Below are 16,115 nucleotides of genomic sequence, written 5' to 3'. Positions count from 1 at the left end.
GTCCTGCCGCGCCCCGCCGCCACGACGGCGCGAACCCCGGCCGGACGCGACGTCCGCCGAGGCCGCGCGGCCCTCCTGCGCGTCGCCGCTCTGCCGGCGCGAGGACCGGCTGGACGCGGCGTCGGTCGAGGTCGCGCGGGTGTCCCGTGCGTTGTTGCGCTGCGCGTCGCCGCTCTGACGGCGCGAACCTGAGGCGGCGTCCGTCGAGGTCGCGCGGGTGTCCTGCCGCGCGTCGCCGGTGCCGCCGCGACGGCGCGAGGTTCGGCTGGGGTTCTGATCGGCGTTGCGCTGCTGGGCGGGGTTCTGCGCGGCGGGCCGGGCCGGCGGGGTGCGGGCACCGGTGATGCGGGCCAGCTCGCCGTCCCCGGGACGCACCTCGGTGATGCGCGGGGTGATGCCCGCCTTCGCCATCAGGTCGGCCATCTCGCGGCGCTGGTCGGGCAGGACGAGCGTGACCACGGTCCCCGCACGTCCCGCGCGGGCGGTGCGCCCGCCGCGGTGCAGGTAGTCCTTGTGGTCGGCGGGCGGGTCGACGTTGACGACGAGGTCGAGGTCGTCGATGTGGATGCCGCGGGCGGCGACGTTCGTCGCGACCAGCACGGTGACGTCCTCGTTGTGGAAGCCCTCCAGCGCCCGGTTGCGCTGCGACTGGGACTTGCCGCCGTGCAGCGCGGCGGCGCGGACGCCGCGCGCGGCCAGCTTGCGGACGAGCCGGTCCGCGCCGTGCTTCTTGCCGACGAACATGATCACCCGGCCGTCGCGGGCCGCGATGTGGGCGGTCGTGTCCTGCTTGTCGTCGTCGGCGACGTGCAGGACGTGGTGCTCCATCGCGGTGACCGCGCCCGCCGCCGGGTCGACCGAGTGGGTGACCGGGTCGTCGAGGAACCCGCGGACGAGCTTGTCGACGTTGCGGTCGAGCGTCGCGGAGAACAGCATCCGCTGCCCGCCGGGCGGGGTCTGCTCGAGGAGCCGGGTGACCTGCGGCAGGAACCCCATGTCGGTCATCTGGTCGGCCTCGTCCAGCACGGAGGTCCGCACCTCGCCGAGCCGGCAGTCGCCGCGTTCGACGAGGTCGGCGAGCCGTCCGGGGGTGGCGATCAGGACGTCGACGCCGCGCTTGAGGGCGTTCGCCTGGCGGGAGATCGGCATGCCGCCGACCACGGTCGCCGTCCGCAGGCCCACGGCGTCCGCGTACGGCGCGAGCGCGTCGGTGACCTGCTGGGCGAGTTCGCGGGTGGGGACGAGGACGAGCGCGAGCGGCGCGCGCGGCTCGGCGCGGCGGCCGGCGGTGCGGGTCAGCACGGCGAGCCCGAAGGCGAGGGTCTTGCCCGAGCCGGTGCGGCCGCGTCCGAGGACGTCCCGTCCCGCGATGGCGTCCGGCAGCGTCGCGGCCTGGATGGGGAACGGGTCCGTCACGCCCTGGGCGGCCAGCGCGGCGAGGAGCCGCGGCGGCATCGGCAGGTCGGCGAACGCCGCGACCGGCGGCAGCGCCGGGGTGCGGGTCTCCGGGAGCGCGAACTCGGTGTCCTGCCGCGCGTTCGCGGCCTTCGCCGGACGGCGGCGTCCGGCGGAACGCGACCGGGACGAGCCGCCACGCGCGCTCGGACGGCCGGCATGGTGCATGGTCATGTGAAACCTTCCTCGGAAGCGGTGCGTCCCGAGGAAGAGCTCCGCCTGCGCGGCCGTACGGGGCGGCGCGGCTCAGAGCTGCAAGAACGAACCGTGCGCGCGGTCCCGCCGCGCGCCTTTGTAAAAGGGGGCGGGCCCCCTTGGGAGCATCGTGGGGCGGCGGGCTCGCCCGGGGGGCGCGCCCGCCGCGCCGGTCCCCGGTCAGGCGGGGACGATGTTCTCCGCCTGCAGGCCCTTCTGGCCCTGCGTGACGTCGAACGACACCTTCTGGCCCTCCTGGAGCTCACGGAACCCCTGGGCGGCGATGTTGGAGTAGTGGGCGAAGACGTCGGCGCCGCCGCCGTCCTGCTCGATGAAGCCGAAGCCCTTTTCCGAGTTGAACCACTTCACGGTGCCGGTGGCCATGATCGTTCTCCTTCTGGGTGGTGCCCGCGCCGCACACCTTGTGCGGCACGGCGCCGCGATGGCCCATCCGGAAGATCCAGAACAACAAAAAATGCGCCCGAGGATGAACCGTCAGGCGCACATACATGTCTATGGGAACCGCAACTTCTCGTACGCTACCACATGGTAGTGCGGACGGAACCGGGTCGCCGAATTTTGCCGTCAACTGCCGGGGGGACTCCCCGCAAACGTCCGGCCGGGCGCATACTGGCAGGAATGAAACCCTTCCGGCCCGCCAAGCGGCGACACCTGCCCACCAGTCCCTTCGCGCCTCCGGCCGCGGCCCCGCCCGCCAAGGAGTTCGACCCGGACGACCAGGTCACCCACGACAAGTACGGTCTCGGACGCGTCCTCGAGGTCGAGCCCGGACGCGCCGTCCTGGTCGACTTCGGAACGCGCAAGGTCCGGATTCTGGCCCCCTACGCCAAGCTTTTCAAGCTCTGAAACCGGCCCTCGCGCCGCCCGGAAACACCGCACGAAACCCGCTCCCCGCCGCCGAAATCGCGATATCCGCGGCCATCGCCGCCGCGGCGGGAAAGATCGCCCATGGCCGGCGGCCGTCCGCGCCGCGGCCCGTTCACCCTCGCGCGCGCCACGGCGGGCGGAGATCGCCGAGCGCCTGCGCGCCGCCGGCGGACCCCGCCCGGACGGCGCGGCGCTCCTCGGCGAGCTCGACCAGCCGGGCCGCCATGTCGGCGAACAGCAGCAGCTGACGGGCGGTGCCCGGCCCGAACGGCTGCGCGCCGGGACGCCCGAGGACGGCGAGCACGCCCCGCGTCGTCTCGCCCGTCTCCAGCGGCAGGATCAGGATCGGGCCCGACGGCAGCCGGGTCAGCGTCTGGTCGTCGACGATCCGCGCCGACAGCGCCCGCCGCGACGCGAACGCCCGGCCGAGCATCGACCGGCCGCGCCGCACCGTCAGCCCGCGGATCCGCTCGCCGTCCGCGCCGACCGCGATCTCGATGCGGAGCATGTGGCCGTCCTCGACCGGCAGCGCGATGAACGCCAGCGGGACGTGCGCGAGCGCCCTCGCCTGCGTCGCCACGAGTTCCAGCAGGTCGGGCAGGCTCGCGCCGTCCATGACCGCCGCCATCAGCTCGAACGACGCCGCCGACCGCTGCTCGTCCGCCGCGTCCCGGGGGACCCGCGGCGGGCCCCACGCGCTCGGAAGCGGGCCGCTCTCCTCCCGGGGGCCGGCCTCCGCGGTCACGCGGCCGCCGAGCGGGCGTCCAGCTGCTCCGCCGCCGGACGGGCGGGCAGCGGCTCCGCCGCGTCGCCGGAGCGGTGCACGGTGAACACCCGGTCGAGGCCGGTGACCTGCAGCAACCTGAGCAGCTGCGGGCGCGGCGCGGCGAGCACGACGGTCCCGCCCGGCCGGACCCGGCGGCGGGCGTCGACGAGCAGCGCCAGCCCGGACGCGTCGCAGAACGCCACGCCCGACAGGTCGATCACCACGTACGGGCCGGTGTCGATCAGCGCCGCGTGCAGCCGCTCCCGGAGGGACGGCGCCGAGGCGATGTCCAGTTCGCCGTCGAGGGCGATGACGGTGCGGTCGCCGCGCTGCTCGCGGCTCAGCCCGACCTCGGACGAGGCGGTACGGCTGGGCATGTGGATCTCCGATCCGAAGTCTGTGGATACCGGTTTCCGGTGACCGCGCGCCGGCCGGCCCCCGGCACGCTCGTACGGCGTCGCTCGGCAACGGCGCGCATGTGGCGTCGCTCAGCGGCGGCGGCGCGCATGTGGCGTCGTTCGGCGGCGCTCGTGCAGCGTCGCTCAGCGGCGGCGACGCTCGTGTGGCGTCGCTCGGTGGCGGCGCTCATCGGGTGTCGCTCGGTGACGGCGCTCGTACGGCGTCGCTCAGCGGCGACGCTCATATGGCGTCGTTCGGTGGCGGCGGCGCGGAAGCGGGCCGCCGCGCGTGCCCGCTGTGTGCGCGCGGGCCAGGGCGCAGGAGGCGCGCATGCCGGCTGGGTACGGACGGCGCGCATGTAGGCCGCGGCGCGGAAGGCGCCCGTCCGCGGGCGGGAACGGCGGTGGTGCGGCGTCACGTGCGCCGGCCTGTCTGGCCTCCTCGGAGACCGAGTATCGGTGAACCAGGGGGACGTGGACTTGGCCGCCCGCATCGAAGACCCCTCGCTCACCCCCACTGTACGCCGCAAGCCCGCCGCCCGCCGAACACCAAACCCCACGCCCCCACGGCGTCCGTCTCCGCGCAGGCCGCACCAGCGCGGGTCGCGGGTGCAGGTCGTACGGGCGCGTGCCAGCGGGCGCCGTCCTCGGAGGTCAGCGGTGGGGGACGAGCAGGTCGAGGTCGGCGCGGGTGACGCGGGCGCGTTCGGCGAGCGCGTCGCGGTCCGTGCCCGCCGCCGCGACGAGTTCCAGCGCGCGCGTCAGCATGGTCGGCTGCTCCAGCGCGCGCGCCGGGCCGGGCTCCTGCCGCCGCCATCCGCGCGAGCTCAACGTGCCCATCGCGTTCCGGTACACGCCCTCGTCCATGACCCGCAGCGTCCGGGCCCGGTACAGCAGCGCCGCGATGCTCACGCCCCACTCCGCCTTCAGCGTGCCGAGCCGGTCCCAGTCGGCGGTGCGAGGAAGTTCGTCCGCGATGTCTTCGGCGGGCATCAGGAACTCCGCCGCGAACCGGTGCGCCTGGTCCTCGACGATCTTCCCGCCCGGTTCCGCGTCGGCGTGCATCACCAGGTGCCCCAGCTCGTGCGCCCCGTCGAACCGGTTCCGCCAGTAGTCGGCCTTCGCCGGGTTGAAGAACACCATCGGACGCGGATGCAGCCCGACGCTGAACGCATCGACCCGGTCCGCCGCGTCCGGCAGGACGAGCACCACCACGCCCCGCGCCTCCAGCGTCCGCACGACGTGCGGCACCGGGCCCGGCTCCCCGGCCAGCGCCTTCCGCGCGACCCGCGCCGCCTCGACCGGCCCGCCGCCCGCGATCTCGTCCGGCGGCACCACGTACTCCGGGACGTCCACGGCCGGCAGATCGACGAGCTCCTCCAGCGCCGCCACCACGTCCGCCGCGATCCGCCCGTACGCGAGGGCCTGGTCGCGCTCGATCTGGCTGGTCGACCTCAGCGACCGGAAGTGCGCCCCGTCCAGCGACACGCCCCCGGGCCCGCCGCGGAAGAACTCGACCGGCACGCCCAGCGCGATCGCGAGCCGCGACACCACCGCGTCCTCGGGACGCTGCACCCCGGCCTCGTACTGCCCGATCGCCCGCGGTGTGCTCCCCACGGCCTGCGCGAGCTGGTTCTTGCGCAGCCCCCGGAGCCGCCGGGCCAGCGTCAGCCGCTCGCAGTCGAACAGCAGCCGCGCCTCGGCGACCCGCCGAGCCGTTCGCTCATCGTTCACTATGCCGTTTCAGTGCTCGTCTCTTCGCGCAGCCGCACGGGCACGTCGGCCTCGTCGTCCCAGAGCGGCATCGTCCGTTCGACGAGCTTACGGCGTGGATCACCCCCAAGCGCGTCGTCCAGCTCCCGGACCCAGTGCCACGCCGTCCCGCCGTCGGCGTTCCACCGGGGACGTCCCAGGAAGAGCTCCATCTCCAGCGGCTCGTCGCTCGCGCTGTGGGCGAGGACCAGCGTCACGACCTCGGGCGTGTCGGCGCCGATCCCGATGTCGAGCGCGAGCTGCCGGTCGTCCGCGTACTCCTGCCGCGCCACCGCCTGCTTGGTGGGACTGTCCCGGTCCCACCTGATCTTCCGCACGGCCCCGAACTCGTGCCGCTTCAACAGCACCCGGTACTTCCCGTACCGCCACCCGGGCGACCCGTTCAGATCGTCCCGCACCACCCGGTGGTCTCCGTCGAAGACCCGGTCGATCCACGACGTCAGCACATCGAACGCGGTCACCCCGTACGACCGCTCCGTGAACCCCGCCGCCCGGCTCAGCCCGCCGAACACGGCCAGCGTCGCCTCCCGGTGCGCCTCCCGCACCCCGTGCAGGAACCCGCCCGCCCGCAGCTCCCCCCAGACAACCGTCTCCTCGCTCACACCGACGGACCCTAGCCGCCGCCACTGACAGAACGTCCGATGGTGAACAGCCGCACCTCCCGCAACCGCGGCACCGGCCCCACCCGCCCTTCCCGCACCCACAGCGCCCGGACGGTCGTCAGGACCAGCGTCCGCGCCCCCATGAAGAACAGCGCCGCCAACGGCAGCTCACCCAGCACCGCCGTCGCCACGCTGACGGGGAACTCGCCGGACCCCCACGACAGCATCACGTCGAACCACGCGTCGCACACCAGCAACGTCCCCGTGACGACCTGCCCCAGGATCGCGATCTGAAGCCGCCGCCACACCGCGAAGGCCGTGAACGCGAACGCCGCCGTCAACGCGGCATCGAACCCGATCCACGCCACGCTCCACTGCCCGGACGTGTAGTGCTGCGGCAACGTGAGGCCCAGCACGACCGTCCACGGAATGAGCCATGCACAGCACGCCACAAGGAAGACCAGCACCAGCCCCCGCCGCCGCCGGTACCGCGGCTGCTCCAGCGGGTCCTCGTCCCCGAGCGCGATCAGCGCCCGCAGCAGCCCGGCCCGCTCCTCGGCCGACAACCCCCGCAACTCCTCGACCGACACCAACCCGACCACCGCCCTCCGGCCGACGACCCGCCCCAAGCATAAGAAGCCGGCCCAGCGGTGCCCCAGCCCCTACTTGACCGCCTTCCGCGTCTTGACCGGCGTGGCCTTCCCCTCCGCGACGAGCAGCTCATGCTGCTGCCACCCCTGCAACCACTTCCATCCGGCCCCGAGCGCCGCCGTGGTCGCCGCCACCATGAACGAGGTCACCTGCGTCTCGTCCAGATGCGCCCCCGGCACCCACTGCGCGACGACCCCCGCCAGCCACCCGGCCGCAACCGCGAACACCGGCGTGAACAACGCGACCCCCCGCCCCAACCAGGACCCCTCCGAAACCGGCTCCTCCACCGCCTGCACCGGCACCTCAACCTCACTCACACCGCATCACCATCCCGCTCCAGTAGGGCGAAAGCCAGCCCACGAACCAACACCTCCCATGCTGATCCGCACCGCCCCACCCCGCCCCCAAAACCCCAAAATCTCCGCCCCGAGAACCGTGGGCAACAACGGTGGGCACCACCCCGATACCACTGCGCCAGACTGGATCCCGGGTCGTCGAGCACGATGAGTCCCACAGGGCTGGCCGGTCTGCAGTTCCAGCGGCTGGCAAACGCACCAGATGGCAGTGTCGACAATGCAGCGGGATCTTTGGAATGGCTATCCGCGAACGCGGGGCGCATCGACGCCGTCGTTCGGCTCATCGAGATGCCGACCCCCGCATGCCTGAACCATCTCTGCACCCCCCGCGCGCTCGATTGTGCTCGGAACCTTAACGTCGCTCAAGACATGCTGTTGTTAAAATCTCTCGGCTAGCTGGCACATACCCTGTCGTCTCGCCGACGTCCCGTGATTCTTCATGAATACTTCGATGTCGCTTCAAAAAGTGCTGGGATATAAGGTGACGGCATCGGCTGACACGGACCTGCCTCCTTAGGGAGATGCAGAGCCTTCCTTGGCGGCGGGACCTGTAGCTGCCATAACCGCTTCCACAGCATCACTGAGGGATACATGTTCCCATAGGCGCACTACATGCCAGCCGGCATCTTGCAAGGCAGCGTCCGCGGCTCGGTCCCGTTCTACGTTGCGACGTAGCTTGGGGGTCCAGTACCACTCATTGCTGGTTGGCTCGCGCCCGTGCTCTGGGCAGACGTGCCAGAAGCAGCCATCAACGAACACAGCAACCTTCCGGGCAGTGAACACGATGTCGGGCCGGACGCGCACACCGCCTGGGAGATCAAGCCGGAAGTCTTTCCTGTACCGATAGCCCCGAGCATGTAGTGCTCGACGCAGCGCGATCTCCGGCTTGGTGTCTGAACGGCGGTTAGCCTTCATGTTGCGGGAGCGGCCCTCGTTCGCTGGCTTGGGGTAAGTCCCCGCCGCCCAGGCCTTCTCCCGCGGGTCATTGTTCTCTTTGCCGGGCACGGTGCCGCCGCTCACTCGTCTCGATCTCCAGGGAAGGTGTCACTGGCGAAGATACCGCCTGCGCCCTTCCACATGGGAAGCAGCTGTGAGATCGACGATTGCAGTGCCTGCCGGGCCCTGGGCAGGCCCAGATGACAAGGCGTCGGCTGCTGGCCGCAAACGCTGCTCAGCTGATCTTGGTCCGGTTGGCCGCAAACAGTTCGTTGCGCTGATGCCCCTCTTGGCCCACGAAAGCTTTGAAATCTCCGAGGCTGTAAGCAATTGCTCCGTTTGAGCGAGGAGACTCGATCACCTCAAAGTCGTGGCCCAGGTGAACGAGATGCCGCTCGACTTCGGGTTGTTCCATATTGGTGCCCATTTTGGCTAGGCGAGTCACTATCTGATCGATGGTGAGCGATCGCTTGCTGGTGCGCAGAAGTTTATACACTGGATCGAGAACCGTATCGGTTCTCTCGACTAGGGTCCGCTTCTCACCTTGTTTGAGCAGAGCTTTTCTGATGGCACAGCCAAGAGCTTTTGCTACCGGCGGAGGAAATGCATTACCGATCTGACGGTAAGTGGAGGTCTTTCGTCCAAGAAATTCCCAGTTGGCAAACTCTGGGCCATGCCAGCCTTGGATCCGGGCGACCATTTCAACAGTAAGTTTGGGGCCGGGGGCGCCATTTGAGACCGGGGAGCCAGGGCCTGGTGGCGCGTCAGCAACCCCTAGCGCATCGACGCCTAGGTCAGCCCATGCCTTCTTGGCCCGGGTTGGGCCAAGATCGGCCCCCCCATGCTTTTTCGACCCGCCAACGATCGTAGGCGCAATGTCATTGGCCTTTGCCACCCACGCCTCGACTTGCTCTGCCGTCCAGCCTCCTTGGCCGATCAGATCCCGTAGCAGAGCCCCCACCGTTTTGGGTTCTTCCGCGTGCGGCTGAGGCCACTCGAAGTACTCCGCGTACTCGGGACGCAAAGCTATCAGAACGAAGCGCGGCCGTAGTTGGGAAACGCCGAACTCGTTTGCGTGCAGCAGCCGCCATTCGGCGATGTATCCGTGCTCCTGCAGCCGGTCGAGTACGTGTTGCCGGTAAGCAGTGAAACGGTTGGCGCTCAGACCGCGCACATTCTCCAGCAGCAGTGCCTTAGGTTTCATCCTGCCGCATAGTTCGACTGCCCATGCGAACAGGTCTCGCTCGTCGTTCGCCCCTAGTTGCTTGCCGGCGATGCTGAACGGAGGGCAAGGCACCCCGCCTGCGAGCAGGTCGATGCCGACGTGCTCGTCTGGGTCCCACACAGACGGATCGGCGACGTCACCGACACGCACCGCGTCGTCGGCTTCCTTCTCGTCGTAGCCGAAGACCCTGATCAAATTGTGACGCAGTGTCTTGGCGGCATTCGCATCGAGTTCGACCGCCAGGCGGTGGTGGAAGCCGGCCCGGCCGAGCCCAAGGGACTGGCCACCGGCGCCGGCGCAAATCTCGACGACTTCGAGGTGGTCCAACCGCTCCGAAGCCGACATCCCGATCTCCTTCCATTGCCCGCTGAGGGCATACCCGGCACTGGCCTTCCGCCCGCCCTTGCAACTCACCGGGAGAGCAGCAGCGCTACACAGTACCTACAGGTGGTGCCGCGCTTCAGCTTGCCGGTCCAACGAGCAGGGACAGATTCCGGAGCCTACGGGCCTGTAGTGACACTATCGGACCGCTGGCTGAGGACTGGGTTGACAAGCTCCCGCGAGTCAGCCGCCGAGGGTGTCGGCGATCTCGGCGCGAGCCTCGGCCGGCAGGCGCCGGTAGCCGCTCCATGCTCGTTCGAGGGCAGTAGAGCCGCGGCGCCCTCGTTCGATCCACCGCGTCAAGCGCCGGCGGTCGGCGAGGTCCAGCGATGCGATCTCGGCAAGGACCTGGTCCGCCCGGGCAGGTGCGCCATTGAGGCCAGCCCTGCAGCGTTTACATTCCGTCACCAGCATCACCTGCAACCGCCCGCCGGGCAGGACCGTCTTCCTGCGTGTGACTGCGAGGACTGCGCTCTGGTTGGAGTCGTCCAGATACGGCTCCCCGCCCGCGATGCCGCACGAGGTGCACATGTAGTCGTCACGCTCCAGGACCGCCTGCTTCTCCTTGGTTGACACTGACTTGGCTGGAGCCGCAGCCCGCCGTGCCGCCTTGTCCCAGACGGGGACTCCGGCCTTAACGAATCGCTGGTCCTCCGGCATGAGGCCGGCGTCCTCGCTGCTGGTGTGGATGACCCACCTGTAGTCGCGCAGGTCGCGCACCCTGCGGTCGATTTGCGAGACACCCGGGAACGCTTCGCGAAGCTGTCCCTTCGTAAAGACGTTGCCCTCGCCGACCACCTGGACGAGCCACAGAGCGGCCTTGACCATTGCTCCCGCATCGAGGTTGGTGTCGTCCCAGGCCGGCACAGCCACGGCGTTCCCCCATCTCAGACTATGCACGTGAAGTTCAGGAAGTGTCTCAGTATGCGCCATTGCCTCCCATCGTGTCCGTGGTTCTCGATACGCTCGGCGCCGGGAGGAGTCTGTTGATGACTGAGAAGTTCGGGGTCCCGCCAGAAGGTGAGGCGACACGATCCCTGGTCGAGGAGCGCCTTGCTCAGGCGGTGAAGGAAGACGGTGCCAAGATCACCGTGGACTGGCGCGGGGAGCAGCGGCACCTGCATGTCATCTCAATGCCGGTGGACATGCTGTATTTCAATCCGGACACGCACCGGATCCGCGCGCAGCGCACGCTGGATCCTGTGCGGAACCGGGTTCTCCACCAGGAGCCTTGGGGCGAGGCAGCACAGCAGTACCTTCACCACCTGCTGCGATGCAAGCCTGCCGACCCGGATCAGACCGATCCCGACTACACCACGCTCATGGACGAGCTCGACGATTTCGGCCAGCAGGCACCTGGAATCATCAGCCGGGAAGGCATTCTCGTCGATGGGAACACCCGTTGCGCAGCGCTCAGGGATCTGGGCATCAAAGACATCAGGGTTGGCGTTCTGCCAGCTGACACCTCTCGCGCCGACATCAACAGTGTCGAGCTGGCTCTGCAGCTCCGCCGCGACAAGCGTCGCGATTACTCCTACATCAACCGCCTCATCGCTATCGATGAGCAACTCGCTGCCGGACGCCGTCAAGAGGACGTCGCGCGCGACTTCAACATCAAGCCCCGTACCTTGCAGCAGGATCGCTGGGTCTACCAGTTGATACAGGAGGCCATCGAGCGCAGTAGCGTAGGCAACGATGGCACCGGGCTCCGCCTGGTCGACTTCGAGGACCATCAGGAGAAGCTGCGCGAACTGCAACGAGACTTCTCTAAACTGGCCAAAACGGATCCGGATGCGGCAGAGCAGCTAAAAGAGTCGCGGTTGGCCGCAGTTCTCCTCAACTACCCCAAGACCTCCGTACGGTTCATCGAAGCAGACTTTTACGGCCGCTACCTAGCGGAGCGGCTGCCGGGCGACCTGAAGCCCGCGACCGAGGCGCCAGCCGAGGTGGCAATTCCTGGCCTGCCAGGCGTAAGTATCTCTGACACTACGCCTGACGTGAAGCGCACGCGAGCGCTGACTGACAGCCTCCTGCGGGCCGCTGCCGCCAGCAAGGCAGGAGACAAACTAGCGACCGACGATGCCATCCGCGCTGACAGACTGATCAAGTCGGCGCGAGACACCTTCGATGTCGCGGTAAAACTGGCTGGCCAGAACGCGCAGCTGCAGAAGCGGAAGGTCGCTGTTCCTGAGCGGCTTACCGACGCCGCCGACTATGTAAACCAATGCGCCGCGGAGTTCGCTGATGCGAAGAGCAAGCGTGTGCTCGACGAGGAATCTTTCGACGACGCCCTGCTGACGCTGCGGGCGAGCCTGGCTCGGCTTGCTCGCCAAGCCGGCCGTACCTTCAGCTCTCCCGGGGACGGGGTGGAGTGGCTGCTGTCGGCTACAAGGGAGGATTGATGCAGCCCGGCATGGCCGAGAGCAGCTTGGAGATCGGGTTCGGCGATGGTGTCATTGCGGCGCGGCTCCGCGCCTCGGCTGGTTACGAAAGCGACCTGCGTCGGCTCGGGCTGAAGTTCCGGACCAGCGTGCAGCGTTCCCCGACGACGCTCGAAATCGAGATCGATGATCTGCTGGTCAATCTCGCCGCCCTGGCAACCTGGCCTGCTCCGGAAACAGTCCGCTGGGACAAGCAGCTTGCGGCTCTGGCGACCGACTCCGCTGCCGACGCGCAGACCGTAGCTCAGCAACTCGACCCAGCCGCGGACCAGGTCTCCAATCCCGAGCCAGGTACCCTCGCCGACCTGCTTGGGCCCGGATGGATGGCTGATCTCACAGAGTTCCAGCGCCGGGACGTCGCCAAACTACTGACGCTGCGGCACGGTGCCAATTTTTCTGTCCCCGGCGCTGGTAAGACCCGAGTGGGGCTCGCTGTGTTCCAGGCACTACGGCACGCTGGGAAGGTTGAGCGGCTTCTCATTGTAGGCCCGAAGTCATCCTACGAATCCTGGCTGTATGAGGTCGAGCAATGCTTCGCGGCTCCGCCGCGAATGGATGTTTATGGCCGGGCCCGCGATCCGGCCGCCGAAATGGTGCTCATCAACTATGAGCGGCTAGACGGAGCTTCCGCCGAACTTGGACGGTGGCTGGCAGCTAAGCCTTCGATGTTGCTGCTTGATGAGGCTCACCGGATGAAACTGGGGGCCGAAGGGATCTATGGCGCCGCTTGCCTAGCGCTTGGGCCACGCGCCAAGCACCGGCTCATTCTTACTGGTACTCCGGCTCCGAATGGCGTCAAGGATCTTGAGAACCTGTTCGGTTTTGTCTGGCCCGGACACGGGCGGCAGAAGGTTGTGCAAGCTGTGGGCGGAGGGGACCTCGCGAAGGCCAGTCAGGTGCTGCGCCCCCTTTTCGTACGTACTACTAAGGGAGAGCTAGGGCTTCCGCCCGTCAATACGACGATCCGGCCACTGCCGATGCCGCCGTTGCACCGGGAAGTCTATGAGGCCCTCATTGGCCGATTCTCGGCCCGTGCCGCCGGTGCGGAGGCAGACTTCCAGGCGCTCGGTAAAATCATCATCTATCTGCTGATGGCCGCCACCAGCCCAGCGCTGCTGTCGGTAGGTACCACCCGCTACGAGCCACTTGCCTACCGGGTTCCGCCACTGGAGGCACCGAGGGGCACACCGCTCTTCGACTTGATGCGAGACCTGCCCAGTTATGAGATGTCTCCCAAGTATCGCGAAGTGCTGGCGATCGTCGCAAAGAACGCGGCGTGCGGTCGCAAGACGCTGGTCTGGTCCACCTTCATCCGCAGCCTCAATACTCTGCAGCGGATTTTGGCCGAGTTCTCGCCAGCTATGGTTCATGGCGGCACAGTGGACCGGGATGAGCAGATTGAACTTTTCCGGAATGACAGCGATTGCATGGTGCTGCTGTCCAACCCAGCCACACTAGGGGAGGGAATAAGCCTTCACCACGACTGTCACGATGCTGTTTATGTGGACCGTGATTTTGCCGCCGGGAGGTTTCTGCAGAGCCTCGACCGGATCCATCGCCTGGGTTTGGACCCAAGCGCCGAGACGCGAATTACGGTGTTAGCTTCTGAGGGCAGCATTGACGAGATCGTTGAACAGCGCCTGGCTGACAAACTTCAGTTCATGGGCCAAGTTCTGGATGACCCTGCGGTGCGCGAACTGGCTGATCTTGACGAGGAACCTGCGGTGGGCGGCGGCCTGGACACGCGCGACCTGCAGGCGCTAATGGGCCATCTCCGTGCCGGTACCGCCTGAGCCAGTGCTACGTGCAGCGGTTCGCTGGCTCAGCAAGCTTCCCGAGTCCAGTCCAGGACGTTGCCGTGCCTTGTTCGCGCACGTTGGCGCGTTCAGTGACCTCACGCCAGCTCAATATGAGTGGGCATTCTCTTGGCTTCAGGAGACGGGCCTGCTGGCCGACCTGCACAGCCCGGTGCCGGCCGCGGAGCGGGTCTTGGAAGCTGCGCTGCGGCTCAATGATGCTCCTTGGATGGCTGATGCGGACTCCCTCGTTCGGTCACCCGGCGAACTCCCAGAAGACTTAGCCCGTGCTGCTGAGAGCCTCGGCGTTAGCGCGGAGCATGCCTTTGGGACGCTTCGGAGCGTGTGGGGAAAGTTCGATGATGAGCAGCGCCTGCGCGTCGGAGCAGCAGCTGAGGCGGTATTGATGGAGCTGCTTACCGCCTCCGTCGATGCAAGAGTGGAACACGTTGCTGCGCATTCCGATGGCTATGGCTATGACATAGCTGTGCATGCACGCCAAGGCAGCTTGCATATTGAGGTAAAGAGCACGTTACGACGGAACCGGATCACCGTATTTCTATCGCGCAATGAGTATGAGGTAATGCTTCGCGATCCATCGTGGCAGATGGTTGTTGTCCGGCTGGACGACCACCTTAAGGCAGTGGCCTTGGCGTCAGTTCCTGGTCCATGGATCCTCCGGCATGCTCCGCATGACCGCAGTGCCACGGGCCGCTGGCAGTCGTTCCGCCTGGACGTCCCGCCGGAGCAAGTCGTTCCCGGTATTTCGCGGCTGGCTCCTGTTTTCGCGGCGGCTGCATCTCCGCTGCTAACCGGCTCGCAAGTTTGGTAGCCCGGAATGCCCGGCGGCATTACAGCCACGCAGATACTTGCGTGGCCGTGGCTGCGAAGATAGGAGCGCGCTCGCCGCCGCGTATCGTGCTGGAGGTTACCAACGAGCGATGGTCTGAGCTAGCTCAGGGAATGGGCGTACCCGGCCCAAGGCCACACACTCATCCCATGCGTCTACTTGGGCGGCCTGGATCTTGCCACTTGCGCCGAGTTCGGTGACTGCCGTGGCTAGGGCGCCATACGCAATGTGGTAAACGGCATCAACCTCTCCGGTACCTCGGGCGATCGCCACTAGCCGGCTTGGCAGGGGTTCGGCTGTTACTGAGACGAGGTGGGGAAGGCGTTCGCGGCGGTGCCTGATCATTTGGTTATTTTCGTGCCGAATATTTTGCACACGATCGGAGCGGATAGTCCATTTACATGAAACTGCTGCATGCAAAAAAGGGAGTTCGTTTTCAGTTCGCCCTGGAAGTGAGACGACTACATCAGGTTTGATCAGGTAGTCGCGCCCTAGTGTTATGCGCAACTCTGCATTAGTCCGGACAAGGCGGTCGACCTCCTTGAGATGACTGTACTGAACAAAGCTGCTAATCGGTACTGGCGCGTCATGTACGTGCCACTGCCGTCCGTGATCGAGGTGGGGAAGTTCCTGGCGTAGTGAAAGTGCAACGGCGCGCTCCAGGGGACGGCCGCTCTTGGGGTCGGTCACGCCCGTTGGTATGCCTCGAGGTACTGCCAGCTTGTCTAGGACGGTTGCTGCGATGATCTTTGATGCCTCGTTGTCGCTGTCGGCGGTATTCGGCATCAGGTTGCCATTTCGTACCACTTTCCAGCCCAGCAGCTGACTGGCGAATTCGGCGTTCATCGGTGTGGGGGTCATGGCAGGCCATCCTAGGACATCCTCGGTGATCGGTCTCGGTGTTCGGCGGCTTTTTGGTGCTATGCCTGAGCCTGCAGTGATACGCGCAGGGTGTCTTTCGCTGCAGATGGAGCGGATGTGTTTGAAGGACCCGGCACTGGGGCTGGCGATCTGCCGTCACAGGCAACGTCTCAGAGGTGCGTGGGCAGCAGGAACGGGACGTGGGTCGAGTGAGGTGGACTATGGGCTGCGCCGTTTACGGTCCATCAGTCTTGACGGTCGGGCCCTGCGCTGCCGCCTGGTGAGCCGGGCTTGCGGAGGCGGCGATCAGATTGCTGGCGCTCTGCTCAGTTGGAACTGGCGGCATGGAGTGCACTCCGGAGATCAGAGTGCTGTGCGGTCCCTAGGTGGTGTGGTGGCGGCAGGTCTGTTGCATTCTTGCCGCTCTCGCGGCTGTGCCGGGCGGGGGTGAACGAGGGGGAGCGGACAGGTGAACGGTCGTTGCGGGCGTGGATGGGTGGGTCACATCCAGGTGGGATGGCTCAAAAGGACATGGGTGTCT

General features: G+C 67.3%; 16 protein-coding genes. 4 read left to right on the top strand and 12 right to left on the bottom strand.

Going from position 1 to position 16,115, the window contains the following annotated elements; genetic code table 11:
- On the bottom strand, positions 1-1,623 hold a 1,623-nt coding region (locus F9B16_RS31920), incomplete at its 3' end, for a DEAD/DEAH box helicase (protein ID WP_151543939.1).
- A gap of 207 nt (positions 1,624-1,830) precedes the next feature.
- Positions 1,831-2,034 (bottom strand): cold-shock protein, encoded by a 204-nt coding sequence (locus tag F9B16_RS31915; RefSeq protein ID WP_131944142.1) that lies wholly within the window; start codon positions 2,032-2,034, stop codon positions 1,831-1,833.
- Between the two features lie 255 nt (positions 2,035-2,289).
- On the opposite strand from F9B16_RS31915, the gene F9B16_RS31910 reads away from it, so the two are divergent.
- On the top strand, positions 2,290-2,517 hold the full coding sequence (locus tag F9B16_RS31910) for a hypothetical protein (RefSeq protein WP_151543932.1): 228 nt from the start codon (positions 2,290-2,292) through the stop codon (positions 2,515-2,517).
- A gap of 133 nt (positions 2,518-2,650) precedes the next feature.
- On the opposite strand, the gene F9B16_RS31905 is transcribed toward F9B16_RS31910, so the two are convergent.
- The 9 genes from F9B16_RS31905 to F9B16_RS31860 form a co-directional block, all read right to left on the bottom strand.
- A complete protein-coding gene (locus tag F9B16_RS31905) occupies positions 2,651-3,283 on the bottom strand; it encodes a GAF domain-containing protein (RefSeq protein ID WP_151543931.1) in 633 nt (210 codons plus the stop codon).
- Positions 3,280-3,681: an STAS domain-containing protein gene (locus F9B16_RS31900; protein WP_151543930.1), complete on the bottom strand. Its 402-nt coding sequence runs from the start codon at positions 3,679-3,681 to the stop codon at positions 3,280-3,282. The genes F9B16_RS31905 and F9B16_RS31900 overlap by 4 nt, the downstream gene beginning before the upstream one ends.
- 675 nt (positions 3,682-4,356) lie before the next feature.
- The gene (locus F9B16_RS31895; RefSeq protein WP_151543929.1) at positions 4,357-5,436 is read right to left on the bottom strand and encodes an XRE family transcriptional regulator; all 1,080 of its coding nucleotides are present in this window, start codon (positions 5,434-5,436) and stop codon (positions 4,357-4,359) included.
- On the bottom strand, positions 5,436-6,077 hold the full coding sequence (locus tag F9B16_RS31890) for a hypothetical protein (protein WP_225992120.1): 642 nt from the start codon (positions 6,075-6,077) through the stop codon (positions 5,436-5,438). Before F9B16_RS31890 ends, F9B16_RS31895 begins: the two co-directional genes overlap by 1 nt.
- A gap of 11 nt (positions 6,078-6,088) precedes the next feature.
- Complete coding sequence (locus F9B16_RS31885; protein ID WP_151543928.1) at positions 6,089-6,679, bottom strand: hypothetical protein; 591 nt, start codon at positions 6,677-6,679, stop codon at positions 6,089-6,091.
- 60 nt (positions 6,680-6,739) lie between these two features.
- The gene (locus F9B16_RS31880) at positions 6,740-7,045 is read right to left on the bottom strand and encodes a hypothetical protein (protein WP_151543927.1); all 306 of its coding nucleotides are present in this window, start codon (positions 7,043-7,045) and stop codon (positions 6,740-6,742) included.
- Between the two features lie 552 nt (positions 7,046-7,597).
- Positions 7,598-8,089 carry a very short patch repair endonuclease gene (locus tag F9B16_RS31875; protein WP_151543937.1) on the bottom strand — a complete coding sequence of 164 codons (492 nt, stop codon included), beginning with the start codon at positions 8,087-8,089 and terminating at the stop codon, positions 7,598-7,600.
- Positions 8,090-8,255: 166 nt separating this feature from the next.
- The gene (locus F9B16_RS31865; protein WP_151543925.1) at positions 8,256-9,590 is read right to left on the bottom strand and encodes a DNA cytosine methyltransferase; all 1,335 of its coding nucleotides are present in this window, start codon (positions 9,588-9,590) and stop codon (positions 8,256-8,258) included.
- A 219-nt stretch (positions 9,591-9,809) separates the two neighbouring features.
- On the bottom strand, positions 9,810-10,499 hold the full coding sequence (locus F9B16_RS31860; protein ID WP_225992119.1) for a hypothetical protein: 690 nt from the start codon (positions 10,497-10,499) through the stop codon (positions 9,810-9,812).
- A gap of 116 nt (positions 10,500-10,615) precedes the next feature.
- On the opposite strand from F9B16_RS31860, the gene F9B16_RS31855 reads away from it, so the two are divergent.
- The 3 genes from F9B16_RS31855 (at position 10,616) to F9B16_RS31845 (ending at position 14,695) form a co-directional block, all read left to right on the top strand.
- Complete coding sequence (locus F9B16_RS31855; RefSeq protein ID WP_151543924.1) at positions 10,616-12,028, top strand: ParB/RepB/Spo0J family partition protein; 1,413 nt, start codon at positions 10,616-10,618, stop codon at positions 12,026-12,028.
- The gene (locus F9B16_RS31850; protein WP_225992118.1) at positions 12,028-13,860 is read left to right on the top strand and encodes a DEAD/DEAH box helicase; all 1,833 of its coding nucleotides are present in this window, start codon (positions 12,028-12,030) and stop codon (positions 13,858-13,860) included. Before F9B16_RS31855 ends, F9B16_RS31850 begins: the two co-directional genes overlap by 1 nt.
- 70 nt (positions 13,861-13,930) lie before the next feature.
- Positions 13,931-14,695: a DUF3883 domain-containing protein gene (locus F9B16_RS31845; protein WP_151543923.1), complete on the top strand. Its 765-nt coding sequence runs from the start codon at positions 13,931-13,933 to the stop codon at positions 14,693-14,695.
- Between the two features lie 96 nt (positions 14,696-14,791).
- On the opposite strand, the gene F9B16_RS31840 is transcribed toward F9B16_RS31845, so the two are convergent.
- Complete coding sequence (locus F9B16_RS31840; protein WP_225992117.1) at positions 14,792-15,574, bottom strand: NgoMIV family type II restriction endonuclease; 783 nt, start codon at positions 15,572-15,574, stop codon at positions 14,792-14,794.
- Positions 15,575-16,115 lie beyond the last annotated feature (541 nt).

The organism is Actinomadura montaniterrae (genome assembly GCF_008923365.1).
GTDB classification, from domain to species: domain Bacteria; phylum Actinomycetota; class Actinomycetes; order Streptosporangiales; family Streptosporangiaceae; genus Spirillospora; species Spirillospora montaniterrae.
The sequence above is the reverse complement of the archived record's forward strand: the minus strand, read 5'-3'. Positions and strand labels throughout refer to the sequence as shown.